The following is an 18,226-nucleotide window of genomic DNA, read 5'->3' as shown; positions in this document are numbered from 1 at the left end:
CCCCCTCAAGACCAGATTGGCAGGTTGAGCCACCACGTCCACCATTCGGGCCAGCCGCGTGTCCACAGCGGCCCCGATATGATGATGCAGATCGCGCTCCAGAAACCCGCCGACAGCGCGAGAAACAGGCCGAGCCGGTGGATGCCCAGCGTGCCGACCGAATAGCCGATCGTGTCGCGGAAGAACGCGTCCTCATATTCCGGCGACTTCACCGGCTGCCCCTTGGGCGGGTTGACCGACGACAGTACCAGCGCGCCGTGAAAAGCGAGCGCCCCCCCGGTCACGAAGAAGAAGCTGACCGCCAGCATATGCGCCGGATTGTAATGGAAATGGAGATATTGGTAGCCGGTGTTCGACACCCAATCGAGATGGCTGAAAATACCATAAGGAAAGCCGAAGCCCCAAGCGCCCAGCATCCACGGCCGAATGACGACCAGGCTGACATAGGCGAAGATCGCGAAGCCATAGGCGAAGGGGACGTGATATCCGATGCCTAGTTTGCGACAGATCTCGACCTCGCGCAGCGCCCACGACGTGAACGCCGCGATCGCACAGAGCGTGATGATCTGCCAGAACCCACCCTCGCGCAGCGGCGCCAGCCCCAGACCGTAACTGAGATCGGGCGGCGCGATGCTGATGAGCCACGGGTTCCAGGTCGGTCCCAGCGACGCGGCGTAGAAGATCAGGGCGGTGCCCAGCGATGCGGTGATCGCGGTGATGACGCCGAAGAAACCGACATAGAAAGGCCCGACCCAGAAGTCGAACAGGTCGCCGCCGATCAGCGTGCCGCCCCTCACCCGGTATTTTCGCTCGAAGCTCAGCAGCGCCATGCCCACACCTCCCCGCCGCCATCGCACGGCGGTCGTCGTTCAGATGATACCCTGATCCCGAACGGAGGTGGCGGACACCTGGGTCGGCCCCGTCCATCCGGGATCGTGATCGCGATCCTTGTTCAGGTCGCGGGGGCCGCGGGGATCGCCGTCGTGACGGGCGGGGTGCGCGGTCCATCCAGCCAGTTGAACTTGTCGGTGCTCAGCAAGATGAAATGGATCAGCAATGCCAGCACGAACAGGAAGATGAACAGCGCGACCAGCGCACGGCGCGGGTCGAAGATCAGCCAGAGTCTCCACATGGCGTGGTTCCTTTCTCGTCTTGTATCCGAAATTCCCGACCGGCCCGGTCAGAGCCAGGGCCGCCAGTTCCACACCAGGAAGTGGGCGACGATCGCCACCGCGGTGAAGATCAGGAAGCTGGTGATGAACAGCTTGTGAAATTCCTTGGCTTCTTCGGGGCTCAGGTACGTACCCGGCCCCATCCTTTCGTCCGTATGTCGTAAGTCGCTCATTTCACGTCTCCGTTTGCTCCGACGAGGACAGGAGCGTGAAACGCGCTCCCCGGCGGCATCCGCGCAGGCAGGACGCCCACGGGGATCGGGTGGTCCGCCCCGGTGCGCCTAGTGGGGCGGCGATCGGGCGGGCAAGGCTGGTCGCGGTCATGTGCCGCGGCTTTCGGTGATGGCGAGCGTCAGGCGCTCGATGGTGACGGAGGGTTCGCCGGCGCGGCGCGCGGCGCGCTCGGCGGCATCGCGGATGCGCTTGGCCATCGAGATGCGCACCAGCACCGGCGCGCGATCGACGACCGCGTCGAATTCGGTCTTGGCGGCGTCGTCCCACATCACCGCGCGCTCGATCCGTGCCGGCGTCGCCTCCGTCTTGTCGAGTTGCCCCGCGAGCGGCAGGATGTGGAAGAGCGCGTCGAACAGCGCGTTGCAGACCTCCTGGACGAGGTACGTCGCGCCGGCATAGCCCATGAACGGCGTTCCCGTGTGCCGGCGGATCACCGCGCCGGGGAAACTGGCCGGGATGTAGCACCCACGCATTCCCCCGGCACTTCCGGCCGCCTCCGCCATGTACATGCGCTCGTTGAAACTGCCGAACAGGACCAGCGGCGGATTGTCGCGGATCATGTCCCTGACCGTCTGGTTGTCGGACTTCGAACCCGCGCAGCGCGACACCGCGAAGTGACAGGGCAACCCCATATCCTGTTCCAGAAAATGGCGGATGCCGCGCGCATAGGTATCGGTCGCGACGATCCCGAAACTGGCGGTGCCGAAGAAATCCTGCGTCACCGACCGCCACAGATCCCATAGCGGCTTGATCGTAGTATGCTTCTCGCGCTCGATGAACGGTTCGGGGTCCAGGCCCGTCAGTTCACCCAGCTTGCGCAGGAACAGCGTCGTCGATTCCAGCCCGATCGGCGCCTGCAGATACGGCCGCTCCAGCGCCTCGCAAAGTCCGCGTCCGAATTCGCGGTACATACAGATATCGACCTGCGCCTCGGCCAGCCTGCGCACATCGGCGAGATGGCTGCCGAGCGGGAACACCATCCCGATCTCGGCACCGATCCCCTCGACCAACCGGCGTATCTCGGCAAGGTCGGAGGGCATGTTGAAAATGCCGTACATCGGCCCGATGATGTTGACGCGCGGCTTCCCGCCATCCTTCGGCACGCGCGGCGCCGGCACTTTCTTCGGCCCGAACTGCGTCCACAACCAGGTCAGCGCACGGTCGCCCGCCTGCCATTGATCTTCATCGATCGTGCGCGGCAGGAAGCGCTGGATATTGGTGCCTTCCGGCGTCACGCCGCCGCCGATCATCTCGGCGATCGATCCGGTGACGACCACCGCCGGCAGATCGGGATCGAGCGTCTTCCACGCGCGCTTCATCGCGCCCTCGGTCCCGTCGCGGCCGAGCTCCTGTTCGCCCAGCCCCGTGACGACGATCGGCAATTCGTGCGGCGGCAGCGCGTCGGTGTAATGCAGCACCGACGTGACGGGCAGATTCTCGCACCCCACCGGGCCATCGATGATGACCTGCAATCCCTTGATTGCGGTAAACGCGTAGACCGCGCCCCAATACCCGCCCGCGCGGTCATGATCGAGGATCAGCGTCATACGCCGACGCTTTCTTCCGCCTTGGCGGCGGCGATGCGCTTGGCGGCGAATTTGGCCTTGAACTCGGGTCGGGCGACTGGCGTCGTTTCCCATTGCCCGGCGGTCGGGCCGACGCCCACCCCATCGAAGAATGCGGTCATCCGTTCGAACCGGTGCCGGTTGGCGAGCGCGGCGCCGACGACCATCGCCAGGCTTCCCGCCCCCGCCGGCCCCATCAGCGGCCGGGCCGAAATCAGGTTGGTGAAATACAGCGCCGGGATCGACCGCTGCTTGGCATATTGGACGACGGGCGTCGTGCCGATCGCCAGATCGGGACCAAATTCCGCGACCGCAGCGATGTCCTGTTCCAGGCTGGCGCGATACTGAACGCGGGCGCCATGCGCCTCCAGCCAGGCGCGATCGGGATCGGACCATATCGTGCGCGGGCAGGCGGTGCCGACATACGGCACATCGGCGCCGCTCTCGATCAGCAACCGCGCGACGAGCAGCTCCGACCCTTCATAGCCGGACACCGTGATCCGCCCCGCGATCGGGCGGGCAGCCAGCGCACCGCGAATGGCGGGAATGAAGCGGTTCTTGGCCGCATCGACCTTGTCCTGCGCGATCCCGCATGCCGCGCCGATCGCGTCGAGCCATGCCGCCGTGCCGTCCGCGCCGACCGGCGCCGATCCCACCACCGGCCGCCCCGCCGCCTCGAACTCGCGGATGCTGGCGGTGTAGAACGGGTGGATCGCCCCCACGACCGCGCCATCCAGCGCCTGATACAATTCGCGCCACTCGCGCGTCGGCACAACCGGCCCGGCGGCAAGGCCCAGCGGTTCCAGCATCAGGCCGATACCCGGCGGGTCGGCGGGGAACATCTCACCCAGCAGCGTCACGGTCGGACGATCGACGCGATTGGCGGGCGCCGCGACCGGCCCGACCTCCGCCTCCCGCCGCGCATAGGCGAGCATGGCACCAGCCAGCACGTCCTTCGCCTCGGCATGGGTCGGCACGCCGAAGCCCGGCACATCGATACCGATCACGCGCACGCCGTTGATCTGGTCGGGCAGCAGTTGCAACGGCACGCCCGACGCGGTCGGCACGCACAGATTGGTGACGACGATCGTGTCGTACAGCGCCGGATCGGCCAGTCCCTCGACCGCCTCCTTGATATCCTCGAACAGCTTGCCGGTGACGAGCGTTTCGGACGAGAACGGCACATATCCGACACTGCGTTTCGCGCCGTAGAAATGCGAGGTGAAGGTCAGGCCATAGACGCAGCACGCCGACCCCGACAGCACCGTCGCGGTGCGCCGCATGCGCAGCCCGACGCGCAAGGATCCGAACGCCGGGCACATCGATTGCGGCTGGTCGTGCGGGCCTTTGGGATAATCCGCGGCGTAGCGATCGAGCACGTCGGACTTACCGGCAGTGATCGCAGCGGCACGCAGCGTGTCCTTCGATCCGCAGCCACCTTCCTCGATCCTCCCCGGCACGGGGAGGGGGACCGCGGCCGCAGGCCGTGGTGGAGGGGAGCCGCCCAGATCGAGCGTATCGACGTGCCGCACGCCCTTCCCCTCAGCCCCTTGCCGGGGAGGATCGAGAACGACGTCAGACCGCATCGTACACCACTTCCAGCGACGGCTTCGCGACATAGGCCGCACCCCGCATATCGGCCTGCGTCGCCGGTTTCAGCGCATAGTCCGCCCCCGTAACATCCGCGCTGAACAGACCCAGCAACCCGTCCTGGTCGAGCGGGGCGGGCCGCAGCGGCGGCGCCTCGGCGACGTTCACCGCCAGTTCCTCGAACAGCGACGCCCATTGCCCACCGGGCTTGCCGATGATCTGGTAGTTCGCGGATTTCTTGCGGATGTCCTCGTTCGCCGGGATCGCGGTCAGCACCGGGATGCCGACAGCGGCGGCAAACGCATTCGCCTCGCCCGTGCCGTCGTCCTTGTTCAGGATCATCCCCGCGACGCCGACATTGCCGCCCATCTTGCGGAAATATTCGACCGCCTTGCAGACATTGTTCGCGACATAGAGCGATTGCAGGTCGTTCGATGCGACGACGATCACCTTCTGGCACATGTCCCGCGCGATCGGCAGGCCGAAGCCGCCGCACACCACGTCGCCCAGGAAATCGAGTAGCACGTAATCGAAGCCCCATTCGTGGAAGCCCAGCTTCTCCAGCGTTTCGAACCCATGGATGATGCCGCGTCCGCCGCATCCGCGCCCGACCTCCGGCCCACCCAGTTCCATCGCGAACACGCCGTCGCGCTGGAAGCAGACGTCCTCGATCCCGATCTCCTCGCCGGCCAGCTTCTTCTTCGAACTGGTCTCGATGATCGTCGGCGTCGATTTGCCGCCGAACAACAGGCTGGTCGTGTCCGATTTGGGGTCGCAGCCGATCAGCAGCACGCGCTTGCCCTGTTGCGCCATCATATAGCTGAGATTGGCGAGCGCGAACGATTTGCCGCTGCCACCCTTGCCATAGATCGCGATGATCTGCGTTTCCTTCGTCACCGGCCCGGTCGGCACCGGATCCGGCTCGTGCGACGCTTCCTTGCGGAGCGCGCCGGGATCGAACATGCTCATATCGCTCTCCAGTCGAGGACCATCTTCAGACAGGCCGGGTCGGTGAAGGCTTGCCGATAGGCATCGACCGCCTCTGCCGCCGGGCGGACATGACTGACGAGGCCATCCAGATCGAGCAGCCCGGTATCGATCAGCGCCAGCGTGGCGGCGATATCGGCGGGCGAGAATTCGGCCGCGATCCGCAGCCGCGCCTCGCGCATGAACGCCGGCGGAAAGGCGAAGGACAGGCGATCGTAGAACCCCGCCAGCATCACCTCGCCACCCCTGGCCAACCGGGCAAAGGCGAGATCGAGAATGTCGGGCGCGCCGCTGGCATCGCAGATGACGCCATAATCCCGACGCGGATCGGCGGCGGGATCGATCACCTCGTAACCAGACCCGCCGCGGCGATCCGGGTTGGTTTCCCAGACCGTCGGAATGCTACCGCCACACGCCACGGCGATCCGCGCGATCAGCCGGCCGAGAATGCCGTGGCCGACGATCAGGTCGGGCACGCCACCGATCGCGATCGCATGATGCGCCGTCGCCGCCAGCGCCAGCAGGATGCCGTCACGGCTCAGCGACTCGCTGATCGGGATGGCGCGGGCGGCGGGCAGGATGACATGGCGGGCGGAACCGCCGAACAATCCCCGCGCGCCCTGATAGCAATTCGCGCCGGGGACGAAGACCCATTCGCCGATCCGCGACCGCGCCTCCGCGCCGACATCGACGATCCGGCCGACCGACTCGTACCCGGGCACCAACGGGTACCCCATGCCGGGGAAGTTCGGCATCCGGCCCGTCCACAGCATCTTTTCGGTGCCGGATGAAATGCCGCTCCAGTCGATCTCGACAAGGACATGGTCGGTGGTCATCGGCGTCAGCGCCAGCTTTCGCAGCGCCAATCTTTCCGGTGCCTCCAGTATGACCGCTACCGCGTCCACACGCCCATCTCCCCATGCGCAGACCGTAAACTGCTGCGTCAACCGTAATCTTATCTGGACGCTTTATATTGTCAATTTATTTGGACACTTTGATTTTGCCGTAATGACACAAGTGGTAATGGGCATCGCCGTTCGTCGATGCCGAATGTGCGAGAACCCGGCCGCGCGCAGCATGGCCGCAATCTCTTTGGCACTGCGCGGACGGCCCGACCCCATCGCCAGCAGATAGAACCCGAAATAGGCGTCGCCAGCCGGCTCCGCCCCACGCGTCTCCGCCATCGGTTCGGCCAGAAACAGCGTCCCGCCCGGCGATAGCGCGCGATTGATCTGACGCAACAACGCCATCGCGGACGCATCGTCATGATCGTGCAGCACGCGGATCAACGAGATGATGTCATACCCGGGCGGCAGAGGATTACGCAGGAAATCACCGCCATATATCTGCGTCCGGGTGGACAGACCGGCCGAGTCGAACCGCACACGCGCGCGATCGCCGACGGCGGGCAGATCGAACAATCCGAGCGCCAGCGCCGGTACGCGTTCTCCCACCGCCTGCAAAAAGGCCCCTTCGCCACCACCGACATCCAGCAGCCGCCGATGGCGATGAAAAGAATAGGCGTCGATCGCCTGCGCCGCGACCATCGGCTGCGACGCCGCCATCAGCGCCGAATAATCCGCCACCGACGCGGCATCGCCGCGCCCTGAATCCTCCGCATAATGCCACAGGCCGGACAACGCCCCGCCGCCGCCGCCCCGCCGCAACAACGCGACCGGATCGGCAAGATCGGCGTAGAGCAGGCGGTGATGCGCCACCATCTCCGCAATGCCGCGGTTGCCGCGCAATGCCGCGCCGTCGCCACCGAGAGCCCATCCATCGCCCAGCCGCTCGACCAGCCCCAGCGCCGTCGCCCCCCGCAACAGCCGCTCCGCACCGGCCAGCGGCAGGTCGATCCGCGCGGCGATCGTCGCCGTATCCTGCGGCCCTTCCGCCAGCATCTCCAGCAGCCCGGTTTCGATGCACGCAGCCAGGATTTGCGAATAGGTGAAGCCGGCGACCAGATCGAACAACGTCCGCGCCCGTCGTCGAGCGATCGGCCGGGTCAGGGGAAAGCGTGCCGCGAACCGCTGAAACCGGGGCGATGACAACCAGTGGTTCCGCCAGCCGATCCAGCGGCCACGCCACCCGGAATTCATGATGATAGACGAAACCATATGTCCAGTTGTCTGGACACATGCTAGCGTCAGGTCAACGGAGGATGCGGACGCATGCCGGACGAACGCGTGGTCGTGATCGGGGGAGGAGTCGGCGGGCTGGTCAGCGCCGCCCTGCTCGCCGCCCGCGGATGCGACGTGACGCTGGTCGATGCGGCGTCGGGGCCGGGCGGCAAACTAAGGGCGGTGATGGTCGATGGTCGGCCGATCGACGGCGGCCCGACGGTATTCACGCTGCGCCATGTGTTCGAAGAGATTTTCACCGATTGCGACGCGTCGCTCGCCGATCACCTGACGATGCGGCCCGCCACGACGCTCGCTCGCCATGCATGGGGCGGTGCCCGGCTAGACCTGTTCGCCGATCCAGACCGGAGCGAGGCCGCAATCGGCGACTTCGCCGGTGCGGCCGATGCGCGCGGGTATCGCGCCTTCCGCGTCGAGGCGAAGCGGCTGTTCGAAGCCCTCGACGCCCCGTTCCTGCGCGACACGAAGACCGATCCGATCACGCTCGGCTGGCGAATGGGTGCGCGAGGCTTCGTCGATTACTGCACGCTCAGACCCTACACATCGTTGTGGCGCGCGCTCGGCGGCTATTTCGGCGACGCCCGGTTGCGGCAATTGTTCGGCCGCTACGCCACCTATTGCGGATCCTCCCCCTTCCGATGCCCCGCCACGCTGATGCTGATCGCACATGTCGAAGCCAGCGGCGTGTGGCTGGTCGATGGCGGCATGCACCGGCTGGCGCAGGCACTCGAAGCGCTCGGACGACGCCATGGCGTACGCTTTCGCTACGGCACCCCGGTTCGAGATATCCTCGTCGAACACGGCCGCGCCGCCGGCGTCATGCTGGCGAACGGCGAGCGGATCGGCGCGACCGCCGTGGTCTGCAACGCCGATCCCGCCGCGATCGGGGCCGGCGCGTTCGGGCAAGCGGCCCGGCACGCCGCCGCGCCGGTCGCACCGCGACGCCGCTCGTTGAGCGCGATGGTCTGGACGGCACAGGCGCGGGCATCCGGCTTTCCGCTCGCTCGCCACAACGTCTTCTTCTCCCCCGACTACGCCGCCGAGTTCACCGCCCTCACCGCCGGACGGCTCGCGGACGCGCCCAGCGTGTACGTCTGCGCGCAGGACCGCGACGACACCGGCAAGGCGCCTTCCGGCGACGAGCGCCTGCAGATCATCGTCAACGCCCCACCCACCGGCGACGGCGCCGGCTTCACCCCAGCGGAGATCGACACATGCAGACGGCATATGCTGGACAGCGTTTCGCGGGCGGGGCTTTCGCTCGATCTGGCGCCGTCGACGGTGCTGACGACGCCGGTCGATTTCGCGGCGATGTTTCCGTCGACGGGTGGAGCCCTTTATGGACCGGCCTCGCACGGGTGGGCGGCCTCCTTCCGCCGGCAGGGCAGCCGGACACGGATCCCTGGGCTCTATTGCGCGGGCGGGAGCACCCACCCCGGCGCGGGCATCCCGATGGCGGCGCTTTCCGGCCGACTAGCCGCCGCCTGCCTGCTCAGGGACCGCGCTTCGACGTCGCGGTCCGTCCGAACGGCTATGCCTGGTGGTATATCGACGCCACCAGTGCGGACGGTGTCCACGGGCTGACGATCATCGCCTTCGTCGGCAGCGTCTTTTCCCCCTATTACAAGCTCAGCGGCCGTCGCCGGCCCGACAACCACTGCGCGATCAACGTCTCGCTCAGCGGTCCGCGCGCCAACGCCTGGGCGATGACCGAGCGCCCCGCGACCCGCGTCGATCGCGGCGCCGATCATTTCACCGTCGGCCCCAGTGGCCTGTCATGGGACGGCGATACGCTGGTGATCGAGATCGACGAGATCTCCGCGCCGCTGCCATATCGTGTGCGCGGCACGGTGCGCGTCTCGCCGGAGATGATCGGCACCACCGCCTTCGCCCTCGACCCCGCCGGGCGGCATCGCTGGCATCCCGTCGCGCCGCGCGCCCGCGTCTCGGTCGAGATGACGCATCCGGGCGTGCGCTGGTCCGGCGACGGGTATGTCGATTCGAATTTCGGCGAAGAGCCGCTGGAGGATGGTTTCGACGACTGGCACTGGTCGCGTGCGCATCTGAAGAACGACGTCGCCGTGCTGTACGAAGGTCGCCGGCATGACGGCGCACCGTTCGATCTCGCGCTGAAATTCGACCGACAGGGACGCTGGCACGACGTCGTCCAGCCTGCCGCCGCCGCCCTGCCGCGCACCGGCTGGCTGGTGAAGCGCGCCACCCGCGCCGATGCCGGCCACGCCCCCCGCGTCATCAAGACGTGGATCGACGCGCCCTTCTATGCCCGCACCGCACTTGCGACGCGGCTGTTCGGCGAAGACGTGGCGGCGGTCCATGAAAGCCTGTCGCTCGGTCGGTTCCGCTCACCGATCGTCCAGTCGATGCTCCCCTACAGGATGCCGCGGGCGTTCTGGTGACGGCGGCTTCCGGTCCTTCGCGATCGCACGGTTGACCGACACCAGCTGCCAGATGCCGAACACGATCGCGGGCACGCCGACGATCGCCATGTCGAGCAGTCCGAACGACCAGTTTCCCATCATCGGCCCTCCACGAACCGGCGAATGATCGCCGCCATCTCGCCCGGCCGCTCCTCATGTGCCAGATGGCCCAGTCCGGCGAGCGGCATCACGCGCCCGTCGCCGACCATCGCCGCCGCCGTGCGCGCGGTGGCGATCGGGATCGCGGTGTCGCCCTCGCCATGCACCAGCAGCAATGGCGTCGACAGGCGCGGCAGGTCGCGGCGCAGTGCTTCCAGATTCCAGTCTGCCATCATCGTGATCGCCCCGGCGCAATGCCCCGGCGTCGCGAACAATCGCTCGTAACAACGCACCCCCTCGGCATCGATCCGCGACCCGGTACTGCGCGCCAGGAACCGGCCGGTCTCTCCCGACCGTCGCGCCATCTGCGCGAACAGATGCGGCGCGAACGGATTGACGAACAGCGCACGGGCGAGCGCCGGAAACAATTGCGCGGCGAGCCCCGGAAACGGCAGCAACGCGGCATCCAGACCGACCAGCGCGGCCGGCGCCGCCTGTCCATCGATCGTCATGCGGATCATGATCGCCGCGCCGGCGGAATGGCCGACGATCACCTGTGGCACGAGCGCCATCGCCCGCAACAGATCGGCCACTGCCCGCGCGACCGCCGGCATCGACAGCCCGCCGACCGGCCGACCCGTGGTGAAACCATGCCCCGGCAGATCGGGCGCGACGATGGTGAAATACTTCGCCAGCAACGGCGCCAGTGCCCGCCAGCTATGCGTCGCGGCCCCCGTACCATGCAGCAACAGCAAGACCGGCCCCTCGCCCCATGCCTGCACATGCCACCGCAACCGCCCGGCATCGACGAAACGGCTGTGCGCCCGGTTCGGCCAGTCGCGCCCCTCCACGTCCCAGCACGGCGCGGTGCTCATCCGGCTTGCGCCGCGCGTACCGCCGCATGCATCGCCGCCGCATCGGCGCGCGGCAGCGGCAGATAGCGCGCGCGCATCGCAGCGGCGAGCGCCGCCCCCTCCGGTCGCGGTCGCGCCGAGATATCAACGAACGCCGCCGCGATCCCCGCCGCCCCGATCGCCCGCGCCGCCGCTTCGGCATCGGCCTCCGCCACCGCCCGAACAGCGGTGCCGTCGGCGGCGATGTTGGCGCGACCGTCGGTCAGCAGGACGACGAACGGCGTCCGCCCACGCGCCCGCGCATTCTGCGCCAGTTCGCGCGCCGCATTCATCCCGGCCGCCAGCGGTGTTCCCCCACCACCCGGCAATTCGGCAAGCGATCGCCGCGCCCGGACCAATGAGCGCGTCGGCGGCAGCAACAACTCCGCCGCCACCCCGCGAAACGCGACCAGCGCCACCTCCGCCCGCTTCACATAGGCTTCGGCCAGCAACAGTTCGACCGCGCCCTTGGCCTCCGCCAACCGGGCGAGCGCAGAGGAGCCGGACGCATCGACTGCGAAGATCGTCAGCGCCTGCGCCCGCGTCTCGAACCGGCGGATACGCAGGTCGTCGCGCCGGATCTTCACCCCCGTGCCGCTGCGCAACCGCTGCCACGGTGCCGCCGCGCGCAGCGTATCGATCAGGCTCAGCCGCCGTCCGCCGCCGGGCATGCCGGCCCGCGCGCCCATCGGCCGCCCCCGCGCGCCGGAGGCCCGCCGCTCGCCCGCCCCGCTCGCCCGTGTCGTCTTGCGCCCGCGCCCGGCGGCGATGCGCGCGAGAATGTCCCTGGGCAACGCCGCCAGCGCCGCCGCCAGGACGATGTCGTCGAGCGCACCCGGCTCGCCCCGCTCCTCGTCGCCAACGTCGGATGCCGGCGGCGGTGGCGCGTCGGGCGGGGACTCGTCCGACGGCGCCGGCATCCGCACGGCCCGCGGCCCCAGCACCAGCCGAGCGGCCAGCGCCACATCCTCCGCCGCCATCGAGTCGCGACCCGCCAGCCGGGCCGACGCCCGCGCCGCCCTGAGCGCGAACAGCGAGGCCCGTGCCGAATCGATGCCCAGCGCAGCGGCGCTGGCGACCAGCGCATCGACGGCATCCGCTTCCGTTATTGCCGTGGAAGAGTCACGCGCCGACAGGTCCGGCGACAATCCCTCGCCACCCCGCCACCTGACGACCTCCGTCAAATCCACCCGGAACGCCAGCCGTTCGATCAATGCCGTCGGCGGCCGTTCGTCAGGCTCCATGCCATCGTCCAGCGCCACCACCACGAACCGCGACGCCCCCGAATCGATCGCCGCCGCCAACCGCCCCGCCACCGCATCGGACAGCCGCTCGGCCATCGGCAGCACCAAGATCCCGCCATCCGCCTCCGCCAGCAGACCGGCCTGCGCCACCGCCCTGCCCAACGCCAATGTCGCGGTCAGGTCGATCCCGCCCAGCAACTGTTCGTCATCGATATGCGACGGCACCCGCCGCATCGGCGCGCCATCGGGCATCCCGTCGCGCAACGTCGCGATCACCGCATCGCGCACCTCACCACCCCCGCGCAGGACCATGCCGCTCAAACCCGGATCAATCGCGCACAGCCGCGCCGCCATCACCGCGTCCCAAAGCGCATCGGGCGCCGGTCGATCGGACGACACGTCGCCCGCCCCGCTCACGCCGCCGCGTCCTCCAAAGCCAGATCGTCCAGCGCCCGCTCGATCCGCGCCGTCGATCCGGTTTCGTCCAACACGTTGCGGCGCAAGCGGTGGCGCAGCGCCATCGGCGCCACCGTCGCGATATGGTCGGCGGTCACCACCGTCGCGCCGTCCAGCGCCGCCAGCGCCCGCGCCGATCGCATCAGCGTCAACTCCCCGCGCAATCCGTCCGCCCCCACCGCCATGCACAGCCGTGCCGCGAAGGTCAGCGCCGAATCCGGCACCGTCACCGCCGCCAGCGCCGCCCGCCCCCGCGCGATCTGCTTCAACGTCTTGCGCTGCGCCCGCCGCCATGTCTCCGCAAAGGCATCGGGCGCGCGTTCGAACGCATCGCAGCGTTTCAGTATCTCGACGCGCTGCTTCAAAGCCTGCGGTGTGCGCACCTCCACCGACAGTCCGAACCGGTCGAGCAATTGCGGCCGCAATTCCCCCTCCTCCGGATTGCCGCTGCCCACCAGCACGAACCGCGCGGGATGCCGCACGCTCAGCCCCTCGCGCTCGACGACATTCTCGCCCGATGCTGCGACATCCAGCAGCAGGTCGACGATATGATCCTCCAGCAGGTTGACCTCGTCGATATACAGGAAGCCACCATGCGCGCGCGCCAGCAGCCCCGGCTCGAACGCCTTCACCCCGGCGCCGAGCGCCCGTTCCAGATCGAGCGCCCCGACCACCCGGTCCTCGGTCGCGCCCAGTGGCAGGTCGACGAACGGCACCGCGACATTGCCCTTGCGCGGGCTGCCGTCCTGATACCCCGCGTCCGCCGCCGCGACCGGCGGCAACAGCGCCGCCAGTGCGCGCACCGCGGTCGATTTGCCGGTGCCGCGATCGCCGAACACCATCACGCCGCCAACCGACGCGTCAACCGCCGCGATCAGCAGCGCCCGCTTCATCTCGTCCTGACCGACGATCGCAGAAAAGGGGAAGGACATCCGCACGCACAAGGTGTACCATGCGTTGGACACTTCACAAGATGGACACCGTCTTGCCCTCGACGCCGATCATCGTGGCCGCCGCCGTCGCCCTGTTCCTCGGGGTGTTCGGCGGGCTGATGACGCCGATCGGCGAATGGTATCGCGACCTGCGCAAACCGGCGCTGCAACCGCCCGATTGGCTGTTCGGCCCGGCCTGGACCATCATCCTCGGGCTGGCCGCATGGTCGGCGGTGATCGCCTGGAACGCCGCGCCTGACCGGACGGCGCGGATCAGCGTGGTGACCCTGTTCGCGACCAACGCGGTCCTGCACGCCTTGTGGAGCCCCCTGTTCTTTCGCGCCCGCCGCCCCGACTGGGCGCTGATCGAGGTCGTGTTCCTGTGGGCATCGCTCGTCGCGCTGGTCGTCGGACTCTGGCCGATCTCGTCCTTCGCCAGCCTGCTCATCGTTCCCTACCTGCTCTGGGTCAGCTTCGCCGCGTGGCTGAACAGCGCCATCGTTCGTCTCAACCGTCCATTCGACTGACCCCATGACGCGGGGGGTAGCCCGCGCCGACAGGATATGGAGATCTCCCCATGCCGACCTTTCAGGACACCGCAGCGCTTCCGACCATCCCCGACATCCGGCGGATCGATAACGGCGACCTGAAATGGGCCCTGGCGGAAGGATGGAAGGATTTTCAGGAGAAGCGCGGCGATCTGTTGTTCATCGGCCTGCTCTATCCAATGATCTGCCTGATCGCGGTGGTGGTGACGTTCAACGATCCGTTGCTGCCGCTGTTCTTCCCGCTGGTGGCGGGGCTGTCGATCGCCGGGCCGGCGGTCGCCTCCGGCTTCTACGAACTGGCCCGCCGCCGCGAAGAGGGTCGCGATTCGAGCTGGTGGCACTTCCTCGATCCCCTGAACGGGCGCAGCCGCACGCCGCTGGCGATGCTGACCGCCGGCCTTGCCGTGCTGTTCGTCGGTTGGCTGATCGTGGCCTATGCGATCTACGGCGCCACCTTCGGCGTCGATGCCCCGCTTGATATCTCCGCCTTCCTGTCCCGCGTCTTCACGACCGAGGCCGGCTGGATGATGATCGTGCTCGGCAACCTCGCCGGTGCGGCCTTCGCGATCGCGACGCTGGTCTTCACCTGGGTGTCGTTCCCGATGGTCGTCGACAAGCCCGTCGACGCCGGCGTCGCCGTCCGCACCTCGATCGCCGCCGTCAGCAAGAATCCGCGCGAGGCGTTCGGCTGGGGTCTGCGCGTCGCCGGTCTGCTGCTGCTCGGCCTGCTGCCCGCCGCGATCGGGCTGGCGGTGGTGCTGCCATGGCTCGGCTACGCCACTTGGCACCTCTACACGCGCGTCGTCGTCCGCTGAACAGCGGGCAACGGTGGTGGATGGATCGATGATATGGTGCCGCTTACAGGACTCGAACCTGTGACCCCCGCATTACGAATGCGAGAATATCATGCAAAAAGGGCTGAAAACTGGTAGTTTTTGTAGTTTAAGAGTCCTGATCGACCCCCACTTTTTAGCATTTGCGATACCAGCGCGATACCAAGGTTCGCCTACTGCCACGCCCTGACCTCGCTCCCGTCGGCCGCTCTAGGGCTTACCAAGCTCACCTTGGCATTATGAGTCCAACCCGCCGCTCTAAGTACCACATGGGCAGCCTTGCGTCTGCTCTCGTACCGCTCCCTGATCCGCTGACGCTCCCTTTCGGCCAACTCCGCCAAGATGGCGACGATCAGCTCCCCTACGCCTCTACCGATAACGCCGAGGTCCAGAACGTCGGTGAGACACCCTTGTCGATAAGCTATGGACCATTGCGCGATCGTTGAGCGTGTCGCAGTCCAGGCGGTCAATTGCGAAAATTTGGATGATGTTACCCTCCCGGACGTATTGGTGCAGCTGCGAGAACACTTGGTGGCCCTCATCCTCAATGGCGCCGCTCATAGTCTACAAAGCGCGCCGTCACACTTAAGCAAGCAGAAAGCGTTGCCTCAACTGCGGCAACGATAATTCCGCCAGCTCGTCAAGGTAGCTGTCCGGGAGAAGGGCAGAGACGGGGAGGGCTTCGCCGTCATCTGTCCGACGCCCCGCCGATCGCCCTTGGGTAGTTGCTAATTCGCTGATTCCTAAATTTCTCAGGACGTTCCTCAAACCACGCTTCTTGCGATCCAAGCTGCCCTGCATTAGCTCTGCCAGCATTGCCGACGCTTTGTCACTCTGTTGAAGGCAATCAGCTAGTATCCGGTCCACCACTTGCCGCATCCCTTCGCGGTTTCCCGCCACTCGAACGATCGCTGCTTGATCGACTTTACGGCAAAAGTTTACGGACATGGAAATAAGCGTCGTAATCTCCTTCGGCACTGGCATCTTTCTATTCTCGAGATTTTCGACGGCCAGATTGATGTCGATGTGAGAATTTTTCTGACGCAATGAATGAGCTGCGTCCTTTAAGATTGCTTTCGTGGAAGAAGCCAGCTTCACCGATCTATCATCTGTGTGCACGGCTACATTCCGCCACTTTGAAATCATATCGATGATTGCAAGCTCAACGTCGCAGCTTATCGCTAAATCTGCGCAAAGAGCACCAAACCTTTCGCTCATTGAATACTCTCCCCCAGCATTACTCGGCCGTGTTACCGCTTTCGTAGCTATCTTCGCAGCTTCCACTTTAAACGTCAGCCAATCTTGCCTAGCTAGTTCTCTTACGTAGACGTCAAGTAGGTCTGTTGACATAACCAGAGCGCCGGTAGACGCGAAGATCCGAGCTTGATCAGCAACTTGCCGAGCCTTTTCGATTGGAGGAACAGGCCAACTGACAGCAAGAGCCCCAGTGGTGGACCGACCCTCAGCAATACTTTCCAAACCCACGAAAATCGTGTTCAAACGATAAGTGGAACTTCCGATGCGGCCCTGGAAGCGTCGGAAAGGCGGCGTTCGGTTGAGCACAAGCGGCATGATTGGTGTCCGGCCGAGGAATCGAACCCCAGCATTACGCGGTGGAAGGCAGGCCAATGGCCTGAGGAAAGGCGCGCGTCTTAACCACTTAAACGACGGACGACAAAGGGGTACTCACAGACTGACAATGGGTCAACGCCGAGGGACACCTATTCAAATAATGGTCAAGCTAACGTTGAGAACACCGAGGCGCCCATTCACTCTTGTTTTTTCTTTCTGTGTGGGTGGTAGGATACCCCACCCACGAATACCTTCTTCAAGAGAAGGTTGCGAAAATGCGTGACGTGTTTTCGTAGGGTACCGTCGGTGGTCAGACCAAGTTCCTTCATCCCGCAGAACTTGTTGAAACAAGCTTCACCCCTGCCTTTCGTAGGGGGTTTGACACTTGCACATCATACGGCTTCGTAGGGGGGTGGAACCATCAGATCCCTAAGGGCAATTTTAGCATCAAAGCGATCCCACACCCTTTCTCCAGACTCTCGAAATGTTGCCGCCTCTAAAATTTCAATGCGCTTCAACGCCTTATTTACTCGGTCGCGCAAAACTTCAAAGCCAAGACCATAGGACCGCTCAATTTCCTTCAGCTCCTTGGCAATACCGTATGCAGTCACAGACTGACGCCGTATCTTCCGTCGTTCACGTGCAAGCCACGCATCGGCGGTAAAGCGAGCATTGTCGCCGCCTGGGTCGATCCTGATTTGTAGTGGCGCCTCCTTGCATTTGGCATATTCACGGAAGCGGATAGAACGATGCTGCCGCTCCACCTCCATGTGCATTGAAAGCACCTCGGGGATTTGGCCATTGCTAAGCTCTGTCTTGACATTTCGACGACGCTGAATTTGCTGTCGGAGAGTTGCTTGGCGACGTATATGCTCCCTCCGCATGACCGGCCAAGCAAGTGCATAAGCGTCGTTCACGCTGGTAAACTCACCGTGTGCTACCAACACCTGTATGAGCCCTCCTAGCATCCGCTTGGCGCCCTCCCGGTTCAACGAAGCAAGTCCTGACGGTCCCCCAGCCTTCCGAAAATTGCTGTATGCCGCCTGAACCTCCGCTGTCACGGATAGTCGCGCTTCAGAAATCCGACCACATGCGGGACGTGCCTTACACCTTCCGCACCGTGTCTTTTGTGGCCCTCTTCTAGTAGGTATGCTTTCGACGACACCATGCACGGCCCATGCGATTGGATTTCCAAAACACGGCCGCCCCCCAAGAGGTGGCATTCGGGTGACGTTTCCTTCTATCTCACTTACCATCGCGTAATCGATAGGGGTTTCCGGCAGCGTCATATCTTGCCACGGATGCGACCCTGCTGCCCAATACAGCTGGTTTCGATAGGATAGATTTAGAATACGTTCAATTTGATCGATATTTTTGGGGTCTGATGTCGCCATGATGCCATACGCTTGATGCAAAAAGCGGCTCTTACCGCTTCATCTGCCTCATTCAAGCCGTCCAGCGGGCAGCCGGTGGTTTCCGGCTGCGCCTTAACTTAATGGCCACCTTCAAGTTTCTGTTATAC

17 protein-coding genes and 1 tRNA gene are annotated in these 18,226 nt (G+C 65.5%); 4 read left to right on the top strand and 14 right to left on the bottom strand.

All coding sequences use genetic code 11. The features are described from left to right. Positions 1-5 precede the first annotated feature (5 nt). The 8 genes from pufL to JAO74_RS14285 all read right to left on the bottom strand — a co-directional run bounded on the left by pufL (position 6) and on the right by JAO74_RS14285 (position 7,647). A complete protein-coding gene (pufL, locus tag JAO74_RS14320) occupies positions 6-830 on the bottom strand; it encodes a photosynthetic reaction center subunit L (RefSeq protein ID WP_199039462.1) in 825 nt (274 codons plus the stop codon). Between the two features lie 122 nt (positions 831-952). Continuing rightward, positions 953-1,132: a light-harvesting antenna LH1, alpha subunit gene (pufA, locus tag JAO74_RS14315; RefSeq protein ID WP_199039459.1), complete on the bottom strand. Its 180-nt coding sequence runs from the start codon at positions 1,130-1,132 to the stop codon at positions 953-955. Positions 1,133-1,180: 48 nt separating this feature from the next. After that, positions 1,181-1,345: a light-harvesting antenna LH1, beta subunit gene (gene pufB, locus JAO74_RS14310; RefSeq protein WP_199039457.1), complete on the bottom strand. Its 165-nt coding sequence runs from the start codon at positions 1,343-1,345 to the stop codon at positions 1,181-1,183. A 147-nt stretch (positions 1,346-1,492) separates the two neighbouring features. After that, a complete protein-coding gene (gene bchZ, locus JAO74_RS14305; protein WP_199039454.1) occupies positions 1,493-2,953 on the bottom strand; it encodes a chlorophyllide a reductase subunit Z in 1,461 nt (486 codons plus the stop codon). Continuing rightward, the gene (gene bchY, locus JAO74_RS14300; RefSeq protein ID WP_269845949.1) at positions 2,950-4,557 is read right to left on the bottom strand and encodes a chlorophyllide a reductase subunit Y; all 1,608 of its coding nucleotides are present in this window, start codon (positions 4,555-4,557) and stop codon (positions 2,950-2,952) included. The genes bchZ and bchY overlap by 4 nt, the downstream gene beginning before the upstream one ends. Further along, complete coding sequence (locus tag JAO74_RS14295; RefSeq protein WP_199039451.1) at positions 4,547-5,530, bottom strand: chlorophyllide a reductase iron protein subunit X; 984 nt, start codon at positions 5,528-5,530, stop codon at positions 4,547-4,549. The genes bchY and JAO74_RS14295 overlap by 11 nt, the downstream gene beginning before the upstream one ends. After that, complete coding sequence (gene bchC, locus JAO74_RS14290) at positions 5,527-6,453, bottom strand: chlorophyll synthesis pathway protein BchC (protein WP_199039449.1); 927 nt, start codon at positions 6,451-6,453, stop codon at positions 5,527-5,529. Before bchC ends, JAO74_RS14295 begins: the two co-directional genes overlap by 4 nt. A gap of 63 nt (positions 6,454-6,516) precedes the next feature. Beyond that, a complete protein-coding gene (locus JAO74_RS14285) occupies positions 6,517-7,647 on the bottom strand; it encodes a methyltransferase (RefSeq protein WP_199039818.1) in 1,131 nt (376 codons plus the stop codon). 72 nt (positions 7,648-7,719) lie between these two features. On the opposite strand from JAO74_RS14285, the gene crtD reads away from it, so the two are divergent. Further along, on the top strand, positions 7,720-9,273 hold the full coding sequence (gene crtD / locus JAO74_RS14280) for a 1-hydroxycarotenoid 3,4-desaturase CrtD (RefSeq protein WP_199039446.1): 1,554 nt from the start codon (positions 7,720-7,722) through the stop codon (positions 9,271-9,273). After that, positions 9,174-10,106 carry a hydratase gene (locus JAO74_RS14275; protein ID WP_332908824.1) on the top strand — a complete coding sequence of 311 codons (933 nt, stop codon included), beginning with the start codon at positions 9,174-9,176 and terminating at the stop codon, positions 10,104-10,106. Before crtD ends, JAO74_RS14275 begins: the two co-directional genes overlap by 100 nt. A gap of 119 nt (positions 10,107-10,225) precedes the next feature. Here JAO74_RS14275 and bchO read toward each other — a convergent pair whose 3' ends face one another. Genes bchO through JAO74_RS14260 form a run of 3 tightly spaced genes read right to left on the bottom strand, consistent with a single transcriptional unit; the run spans position 10,226 to position 13,751 of the window. Next, positions 10,226-11,101, bottom strand: a complete 876-nt coding sequence (bchO, locus tag JAO74_RS14270) for an alpha/beta fold hydrolase BchO (protein WP_199039440.1) — start codon at positions 11,099-11,101, stop codon at positions 10,226-10,228. After that, on the bottom strand, positions 11,098-12,717 hold the full coding sequence (locus tag JAO74_RS14265; protein ID WP_199039815.1) for a magnesium chelatase subunit D: 1,620 nt from the start codon (positions 12,715-12,717) through the stop codon (positions 11,098-11,100). Before JAO74_RS14265 ends, bchO begins: the two co-directional genes overlap by 4 nt. Positions 12,718-12,776: 59 nt before the next feature. After that, a complete protein-coding gene (locus JAO74_RS14260; protein WP_233151047.1) occupies positions 12,777-13,751 on the bottom strand; it encodes an ATP-binding protein in 975 nt (324 codons plus the stop codon). Positions 13,752-13,792: 41 nt separating this feature from the next. On the opposite strand from JAO74_RS14260, the gene JAO74_RS14255 reads away from it, so the two are divergent. Then, positions 13,793-14,278 (top strand): TspO/MBR family protein, encoded by a 486-nt coding sequence (locus JAO74_RS14255; RefSeq protein WP_199039812.1) that lies wholly within the window; start codon positions 13,793-13,795, stop codon positions 14,276-14,278. Positions 14,279-14,328: 50 nt separating this feature from the next. Next, complete coding sequence (locus JAO74_RS14250; protein WP_199039435.1) at positions 14,329-15,114, top strand: DUF2189 domain-containing protein; 786 nt, start codon at positions 14,329-14,331, stop codon at positions 15,112-15,114. Positions 15,115-15,148: 34 nt separating this feature from the next. Here the strand turns inward: JAO74_RS14250 and JAO74_RS14245 are convergent. From JAO74_RS14245 to JAO74_RS14235, 3 genes are all read right to left on the bottom strand, one after another. After that, positions 15,149-15,218: transfer RNA gene (locus tag JAO74_RS14245), tRNA-Ser, on the bottom strand. A 499-nt stretch (positions 15,219-15,717) separates the two neighbouring features. After that, the gene (locus JAO74_RS14240; RefSeq protein ID WP_199039432.1) at positions 15,718-16,350 is read right to left on the bottom strand and encodes a hypothetical protein; all 633 of its coding nucleotides are present in this window, start codon (positions 16,348-16,350) and stop codon (positions 15,718-15,720) included. A 746-nt stretch (positions 16,351-17,096) separates the two neighbouring features. After that, entirely contained in the window at positions 17,097-17,696 is a 600-nt protein-coding gene (locus tag JAO74_RS14235) for a hypothetical protein (protein WP_199039429.1), read from the bottom strand. Between the last annotated feature and the right edge of the window lie 530 nt (positions 17,697-18,226).

It is taken from the genome of Sphingomonas mollis (assembly GCF_016427505.1).
Taxonomy (GTDB): domain Bacteria; phylum Pseudomonadota; class Alphaproteobacteria; order Sphingomonadales; family Sphingomonadaceae; genus Sphingomonas; species Sphingomonas mollis.
This window is presented reverse-complemented; position numbering and strand designations above follow the sequence as displayed.

What these genes read in the sequence shown, in the direction of transcription:
- pufA (WP_199039459.1), bottom strand. Translation starts at nt 1,132, where the DNA reads ATGTGGAGACTCTGGCTGATCTTCGACCCGCGCCGTGCGCTGGTCGCG.
- JAO74_RS14255 (WP_199039812.1), top strand. Translation starts at nt 13,793, where the DNA reads ATGGACACCGTCTTGCCCTCGACGCCGATCATCGTGGCCGCCGCCGTC.
- pufL (WP_199039462.1), bottom strand. Translation starts at nt 830, where the DNA reads ATGGCGCTGCTGAGCTTCGAGCGAAAATACCGGGTGAGGGGCGGCACG.
- bchO (WP_199039440.1), bottom strand. Translation starts at nt 11,101, where the DNA reads ATGAGCACCGCGCCGTGCTGGGACGTGGAGGGGCGCGACTGGCCGAAC.
- bchZ (WP_199039454.1), bottom strand. Translation starts at nt 2,953, where the DNA reads ATGACGCTGATCCTCGATCATGACCGCGCGGGCGGGTATTGGGGCGCG.
- pufB (WP_199039457.1), bottom strand. Translation starts at nt 1,345, where the DNA reads ATGAGCGACTTACGACATACGGACGAAAGGATGGGGCCGGGTACGTAC.
- JAO74_RS14295 (WP_199039451.1), bottom strand. Translation starts at nt 5,530, where the DNA reads ATGAGCATGTTCGATCCCGGCGCGCTCCGCAAGGAAGCGTCGCACGAG.
- JAO74_RS14240 (WP_199039432.1), bottom strand. Translation starts at nt 16,350, where the DNA reads ATGAGCGAAAGGTTTGGTGCTCTTTGCGCAGATTTAGCGATAAGCTGC.
- bchY (WP_269845949.1), bottom strand. Translation starts at nt 4,557, where the DNA reads ATGCGGTCTGACGTCGTTCTCGATCCTCCCCGGCAAGGGGCTGAGGGG.
- JAO74_RS14265 (WP_199039815.1), bottom strand. Translation starts at nt 12,717, where the DNA reads ATGGCGGCGCGGCTGTGCGCGATTGATCCGGGTTTGAGCGGCATGGTC.
- JAO74_RS14250 (WP_199039435.1), top strand. Translation starts at nt 14,329, where the DNA reads ATGCCGACCTTTCAGGACACCGCAGCGCTTCCGACCATCCCCGACATC.
- JAO74_RS14260 (WP_233151047.1), bottom strand. Translation starts at nt 13,751, where the DNA reads ATGTCCTTCCCCTTTTCTGCGATCGTCGGTCAGGACGAGATGAAGCGG.
- JAO74_RS14285 (WP_199039818.1), bottom strand. Translation starts at nt 7,647, where the DNA reads ATGAATTCCGGGTGGCGTGGCCGCTGGATCGGCTGGCGGAACCACTGG.
- crtD (WP_199039446.1), top strand. Translation starts at nt 7,720, where the DNA reads ATGCCGGACGAACGCGTGGTCGTGATCGGGGGAGGAGTCGGCGGGCTG.